This is a genomic window from Candidatus Magnetominusculus dajiuhuensis (assembly GCF_046044395.1).
Taxonomy (GTDB): Bacteria; Nitrospirota; Thermodesulfovibrionia; order Thermodesulfovibrionales; family Magnetobacteriaceae; genus Magnetominusculus; species Magnetominusculus dajiuhuensis.
In genome coordinates, this window is the sequence record NZ_JBJUSG010000174.1 from 1 (window position 1) to 5903 (window position 5903).

7 protein-coding genes are annotated in these 5903 nt (G+C 47.2%); all 7 read right to left on the minus strand.

The genetic code is table 11. From position 1 onward, the window contains the following. Nucleotides 1-291: 291 nt before the first annotated feature. On the minus strand, nt 292-1218 hold the full coding sequence (locus AB7D94_RS16100) for an RpnC/YadD family protein (protein WP_420267040.1): 927 nt from the start codon (nt 1216-1218) through the stop codon (nt 292-294). A 5-nt stretch (nt 1219-1223) separates the two neighbouring features. Beyond that, complete coding sequence (cbiE, locus tag AB7D94_RS16105; protein ID WP_420267041.1) at nt 1224-1856, minus strand: precorrin-6y C5,15-methyltransferase (decarboxylating) subunit CbiE; 633 nt, start codon at nt 1854-1856, stop codon at nt 1224-1226. Then, nucleotides 1844-2878, minus strand: coding sequence for a cobalt-precorrin-5B (C(1))-methyltransferase CbiD (gene cbiD / locus AB7D94_RS16110; RefSeq protein WP_420267043.1), 1035 nt, complete (start codon nt 2876-2878; stop codon nt 1844-1846). The genes cbiE and cbiD overlap by 13 nt, the downstream gene beginning before the upstream one ends. Next, nucleotides 2875-3588 carry a precorrin-2 C(20)-methyltransferase gene (cobI, locus tag AB7D94_RS16115; RefSeq protein ID WP_420267045.1) on the minus strand — a complete coding sequence of 238 codons (714 nt, stop codon included), beginning with the start codon at nt 3586-3588 and terminating at the stop codon, nt 2875-2877. The genes cbiD and cobI overlap by 4 nt, the downstream gene beginning before the upstream one ends. Before the next feature lie 35 nt (nt 3589-3623). Further along, a complete protein-coding gene (locus tag AB7D94_RS16120; protein ID WP_420267046.1) occupies nt 3624-4361 on the minus strand; it encodes an ABC transporter permease in 738 nt (245 codons plus the stop codon). Next, on the minus strand, nt 4354-5220 hold the full coding sequence (locus AB7D94_RS16125) for an ABC transporter ATP-binding protein (RefSeq protein WP_420267049.1): 867 nt from the start codon (nt 5218-5220) through the stop codon (nt 4354-4356). The genes AB7D94_RS16120 and AB7D94_RS16125 overlap by 8 nt, the downstream gene beginning before the upstream one ends. Nucleotides 5221-5310: 90 nt before the next feature. After that, nucleotides 5311-5610 carry an LA_3696 family protein gene (locus AB7D94_RS16130; protein WP_420267051.1) on the minus strand — a complete coding sequence of 100 codons (300 nt, stop codon included), beginning with the start codon at nt 5608-5610 and terminating at the stop codon, nt 5311-5313. Nucleotides 5611-5903: the final 293 nt, after the last annotated feature.

Here is a 5903-nt window from a genome sequence, read left to right on the forward strand (position 1 = left end):
GCCTGTACGGTTCGGAGGGAGGGGAGGTGAGAGCCTTCCCTACCCCTATTGTCTCAGCACATCCTCAAGCCAAATACGATTCCGGACAAGCCGGAATGACGACAAGACAAGAAGGGTGATGACAATTTTTTGTCGCGGAGTGAGATAAAATATATTATTGTAGGTATGATTTAGAAATGGAATAAGAAGATTTCTATGACAATCGAATCATCCGTTTTTTTGGTATCTAAATAATCACGTACGATGTTCTTCAAGTCTTTCATTTTTAAAGCTCCTGATTTATTGGATGTATTATATGCCCTTCCCCAAAAAATCCTTCAACTCATCAACTGAACCGGCTTTCCTGATAAGATTTTTGAACTCCTCTATTTTATCTAAAGAATCTATAACTCTAACCATATCCATCAGCTCAAGCCCGGCTGAACCATACTTGAGTTCAAGTCCTAACTCTATTCCCTCAAGTAAGCCTTTCCGTTGTCCCTTAAGCAACCCTTGCTGCTCCCCCTTAAGCAATCCTCTCTGTTGTCCCTTAAGCAACCCTTGCTGCTCCCCCTTTAGCAACCCTTGCTTAAATCTTACATCTCTCTCCATATCATACATTAGTGCCATTTCCTCTGCCTCCTTAAGTATCTCGCCCTGTAAATCCCTCAACTGCGACAGGACTTCCACCTGTCTTATGTATTTGCCCCTAAGTGTTTCCTCCGGCACCAGTTCTTTTAACCGGCTCAATATATCCCGTACGAATATTTTAACACCTTTCTTCTGATAATTGCACAAAATTGAGATTATCACCTCTTCAGGTTTATCTGAATATAAAAATTTCTCACAGTCAACATCGCGCATATCTATCAGGTTATACTTATGAGTTGTTGTTTCAGAGGAGAGGCTGTCTTTCATCGTGAGCGGCTCGTTACCGATATAAAATACGTATTGCAGCGGCGCAATCCCGTGAACCTCCGAGAGATAAACCCAATACCGCAGCTCCCTGTAAACCATCTTTGAATAGTTTGTTGCCTGAAACTCTATGTGAAGCAGAGAAATGGTACCATCTTCCAGCTCTACCTGCAAAATAAAGTCGGCCTCGCGTTCGTCTGTTATCTGAAGTTTAGTCTCTATTGCCGTAGATTTAACGATTTTCAAGCCGATTACCTCTGTTATCAGGGTATCTACGACATCCTTCAGGATTTCTTTTATAATTTTATCGTAACGTTTGGGCATTGGCGCTACCGTAACATTTTAATAACAATGAGTTCCTTGCCCGCAGACATTATTGTCTCAATCGCGTCGGGGTGTTTTATCTCTATTATTTTTTCGCCGTCCCTTGTCAGGTTTTGGCAGACGTATATGTCACGTTCCATGCTGAATAGTCCTAACGGCAGCAGGGCGTTTAAAATCGCTCGCGCCGTGTTTTGTTTATCGCAGAGGATGACGGCCTTGGGGCATTGCAGACACTCCTCTGCCCCCTCTATCTGTCTGCCGTGAAATGAAAACACCCTCACATCAAGCCATGATTCCTTAATTTTCGCAAACGCGGCCTGTATGGACGACACACCGGGGATTACCTCAAGCACTGAGGCCTTGCCAAACCGGTCGCATATTGTTTGCGATAAGCTGAAAATGCCGGCGTCGCCGGTTACTAATACGCCGACATCTCTGTCTTCGTGCCGTTGGATTAGATTAATTATCTCTTCTATCCGGTTTTCCTCGATGGCGTTGTCTGATGGGGCGATATCAAGGGCGGCAAGCTGCCCGCGCGTCCCAATTAATATGTCACATGCCCTTGCCCTCTTAACGGCGGCATAGGTCATATATTCAGCGCCTCCGGGGCCTGCGCTTATCACCGTTATTTTGTACACGCGGCCGCTCCTATGGGCTGTTTTTTCATATTAAACAACAATACATCCACCGATGAAAACCCGTAAAGAGTCTTTATTTTAGCGGCTATATCGTAGGCCAGAGAATTAAATTTCTCTGTATTTTGCACATGTCCGATAATCTGCTCAACGGTGTTATATTCCCCTTTGAGGCCGAAATATTTTGCGACAAAACCCGCCGCCTGCGGGGATTTCCCCGAATGTGTGTTGAAATAACCCATCAGGAGCTTTGCAAGTTTACCGGGATGCCCGCCGATTACGACCTCTCTAAAACCCTTAGTCGCAGCGTAATGAAGAGAATCGCCAATAAAATTGCTCATTTGCACGACATGCACCCCGTGGAAAATTGACCTGAGCGAATCCTCACCAATCTTACCGGGCGACAGATATACCCGCAACGAGTTCTCCTCATACGCCACATCAAGATCGCATCTGATGGTTGCCCTAATGGCCTCCACGCTCATAGGCTCAACAATTCCGGTGGTGCCGATTATTGAGATACCACCAAGTATGCCAAGCCTGCTGTTAAACGTCTTCCCGGCAGCCCTCTGGCCATCAGGCACGATTATCTCCACCTCTATAAGGCCATTTGGGACGGCCTCTCTGACGGCGGTTCGTATCATCGCCAAAGGGACGGGATTGATGGCGTGCGCACCGACGGGGATTTGAAGTCCGGCCTTTGTGACTATACCGACGCCGTCGCCACCTTTTATTATTACCTCAGCGCCGTCGTGATTAATCACCCTGATGGCCGCGGTTATCTCAAGGCCGTTGGTGGCGTCAGGGTCGTCGCCGCCGTCTTTTATTACAGAGGCGGTGCTTCTGTCTTTGCTGTCATGGCGGCTTGCAGCGCGTATATTTATCGCAAGCGTACTAATCCCCCCGGGCAGCGTTACGCTGACCACCTCTGGAAGCCGTCCGCTGAGCGCCATGATGGCGGCGGCCTTTGCCGCGGCGGCTGCCGCCGTCCCAGTTGTAAATCCCTTTCTGAGTGCGGGGTTCATTTAGTGCCTTTGAGTTTCTTTCTCTTCACTATCGCTATGGAAAGGTACAGTGGCTCCTCTGGCAGCGGCTCAGTTAATAAGTTAAAACTCATCTGCCCGTCAAGCGTAACCCTGTTTACGAGATATGCGGCGTTGGGAGGCGTTGATTTTATGGCCTCAATAAGTACGGGGAGTTTTTTATTTACCTTCATAAAGACGGTGGTCTGGTGTCTTTGGATCAATCCGGCCGTCCTTTCGACATCTTCGGGGAGTTCATAGACCCCGAAATCGCCCCCCTTGCTGGTTAACGGTATGCCAAGAAGCGACGAGGCGGCGTTAATGGAGCTGATTCCAGGCACATGCACCACATTAATCCCAAGGGCAAGCAGTGTCTCTGTCAGGTAGTTCGATGTGCTGTAAATCGTGGGGTCCCCCATTGAGACATAGGATACCTTTCTGCCCTGGGTAATGAGCGCCTTTATATTCTGAGCCAGTGCGGTATATCTCTGCCTAAGCTCCTCCCTGTTATTGTTCATCGGGAAGTAGTACATGGTGAGTTTAGACGGCTCCACATAGTGGACGATTATGTCTTTGGCAACGCTCCTGCCGAGGGCGTCAGACTGCGGTACGATGACGTCGTCTGAGGCCTCAAGGATGCGTTTGGCCTTAATCGTCACAAGCTCAGGGTCACCCGGACCAAGCCCTATTGAGTGGACGATATTATTGTTCATCGCAACAATTTATCATAAATATTTATCTTCATCGTTTATGCCTCTACGCTTCTCAACGCCCACAGCGACGTCAGAAAGAACATTATACAATAAAACACCATAAGACCGACATATATAAAATTCACCTCGCCCCCTGTCAGCGTTGCCCGTATGACCTTTGTAGAGTACGTAAGCGGGAACAGCGACACAAGCATCTTAAACGCGTAGGGGAGCTTGTCAATGGGATAAAATGTGCCGCAGAGAAAAATCATCGGCGTAATCACGAAGTTATTGACGAGGGCCTGTCCTGAGTGGTCTTTCACTACCATGGAAGTCGTCACGGCAAGGAATGAAAAAATAAACGTATGAAGACAGATTGCCGCGATAAATATGGGATTAAACGACAGTGTAACGTTAAAAATGTAGGCATAGACAAATATAATAATCGTCGCCAAAAGCCCGCGAAACACACCGAACATCGCCTCGCCAATCACAATGCTGGCATGTGGGACCGGCGCGATAAGATACTCGTCAAATGTATGAAAGTAAAACCTTGATATGTTTATCTCCGCCGATATGGCAAAGCTCTGATTAAGGCTGTTCATAGTAATAAGGCCGGGAATCAAAAATGATATATAAGAAAGGCCGCCAACTGTAACGTCCCTGCCAAAGCCCCAACCGAAGGCGATTAAAAACAGCAGCGGCGACAGCGACGAGGAGAAAAACTGCTTGAGCGCACGTTTTCGATAAATCGTTAATTCCCTGTATAAAACGGCATAAAGCCCGTTAAACATTTATTCTCCTCCCCGTGAGCCGCAAAAACACATCCTCAAGTGTGACGCCGCGAACTTTACATGTATATGTTGACTTCTCAAGCGCCTGGAGGGCGTCATGGCGGCTGTCAAAGAATTCCTCCTCAATCCCATCGTCCTTATGCACCTCAAGGACAAAGCGCCCAACTCCGTCTTTGAGTGTCTCAGGGGCGGCGTCAGTGACAATTGAGCCGTCGTTTATTATCAGCACCCGTTTGCAGAGCCTTTCGGCCTCTTCGATATAGTGGGTGGTTAGAAGAATCGTGGTATTTTTCATGCGATTTATCTTTACGATGAAATCCCATATAACGCGCCTTATCTGAGGGTCGAGGCCAACAGTAGGCTCATCAAGAAAGAGTATTTTCGGCTCATGCAGGAGGGCGCGCAAAATTACAAGCCTTCGCATCGTACCCCCGGAGAATGACTTGACCTGGCGGTTACGGTAGTCTGTGAGGCCCGAAAAATCAAGCAATTCGTCAATCCTTGCCCTTCTGGCGGCCTTTGGTATGCCGTAGAGGATGGCGTGAAGGTAGAGGTTTTCGTAGGCGGTTAAATCACGGTCGAGATTATTTTGCTGAGGCACAACGCCGATGAGGGCCTTAGTCTTTTGAGATTCCCGCTGGAAATCACTGCCGTAGTAGTAAATCGTGCCGGAGGAGGGTTTTATCAGGCCGGTGAGCATTTTAATCGTGGTGGTCTTACCAGCGCCATTTGGGCCTAAGAGGCCGACAAACTCACCGCGGCAAAATGAAAAGCTCACGCCATCAACGGCGGCCTTATCATCTTTAATAAATGCCTTTGTCAGCCCTGAAACTTTGAGGATGTCGTTGTTGTCGTTCATCTGAATACGCTATACGAGAGAGTTTGGGCAGCGTATGCCGCTAAGTAACCTGTCAATCTCTCCTTGTGAGAAGATTTTATTCGCAGAGAATCACTTAACAAAGAATTTAAACAGTGCAACCGTGACAGCCGTTTGGCCTATCCAAAATAGAAACATCCACTTGATTATATCAGCCTTGACGTTGGCAACCTCAACCCGTAGTTTCTCTATTTCAAGCCGTAGTTTGCCTGATTCTTCAAACAAATCGGCCTTTGTAACCAGTTCTTTGGAGAGTTCGGCTTTAATTTTTGCGGTGTCAGGTTCAACCTTATTGAAGACCTCCACAAGGGCTTCAGTTGCATCTTCCCCCAGTTTTTCTCTTAACACCCTTGGTATCGTTATCACGCTCATACCTTTAAGCTACCACAAAAATAATTTTCTGTCAATCCACTTGACACGCCCACAGATATCTTAGTCCGTCATTCCGGCTTGTCCGGAATCTGTCTCTACACTACGTCCTCAAGCCAACGAAGATTCCGGACAAGCCGGAATGACGACAAGACACGAAAGGTGGTGATAATTTTTTGTCGCGGAGCGAGATAAGATATATTATTGCACATATGATTTAGAAATGGAACTATGCTAAGGTACTGTCAATAAATAAGTGTTACAAAGATGATCGTGGAGAGATGGAGTAGTTCCAT

Bases quoted from the DNA above. Each gene is read 5' to 3' on its own strand.
- AB7D94_RS16100 (WP_420267040.1), bottom strand. From the start codon at position 1,218: ATGCCCAAACGTTACGATAAAATTATAAAAGAAATCCTGAAGGATGTC.
- cbiD (WP_420267043.1), bottom strand. From the start codon at position 2,878: ATGAACCCCGCACTCAGAAAGGGATTTACAACTGGGACGGCGGCAGCC.
- cobI (WP_420267045.1), bottom strand. From the start codon at position 3,588: ATGAACAATAATATCGTCCACTCAATAGGGCTTGGTCCGGGTGACCCT.
- AB7D94_RS16120 (WP_420267046.1), bottom strand. From the start codon at position 4,361: ATGTTTAACGGGCTTTATGCCGTTTTATACAGGGAATTAACGATTTAT.
- AB7D94_RS16125 (WP_420267049.1), bottom strand. From the start codon at position 5,220: ATGAACGACAACAACGACATCCTCAAAGTTTCAGGGCTGACAAAGGCA.
- AB7D94_RS16130 (WP_420267051.1), bottom strand. From the start codon at position 5,610: ATGAGCGTGATAACGATACCAAGGGTGTTAAGAGAAAAACTGGGGGAA.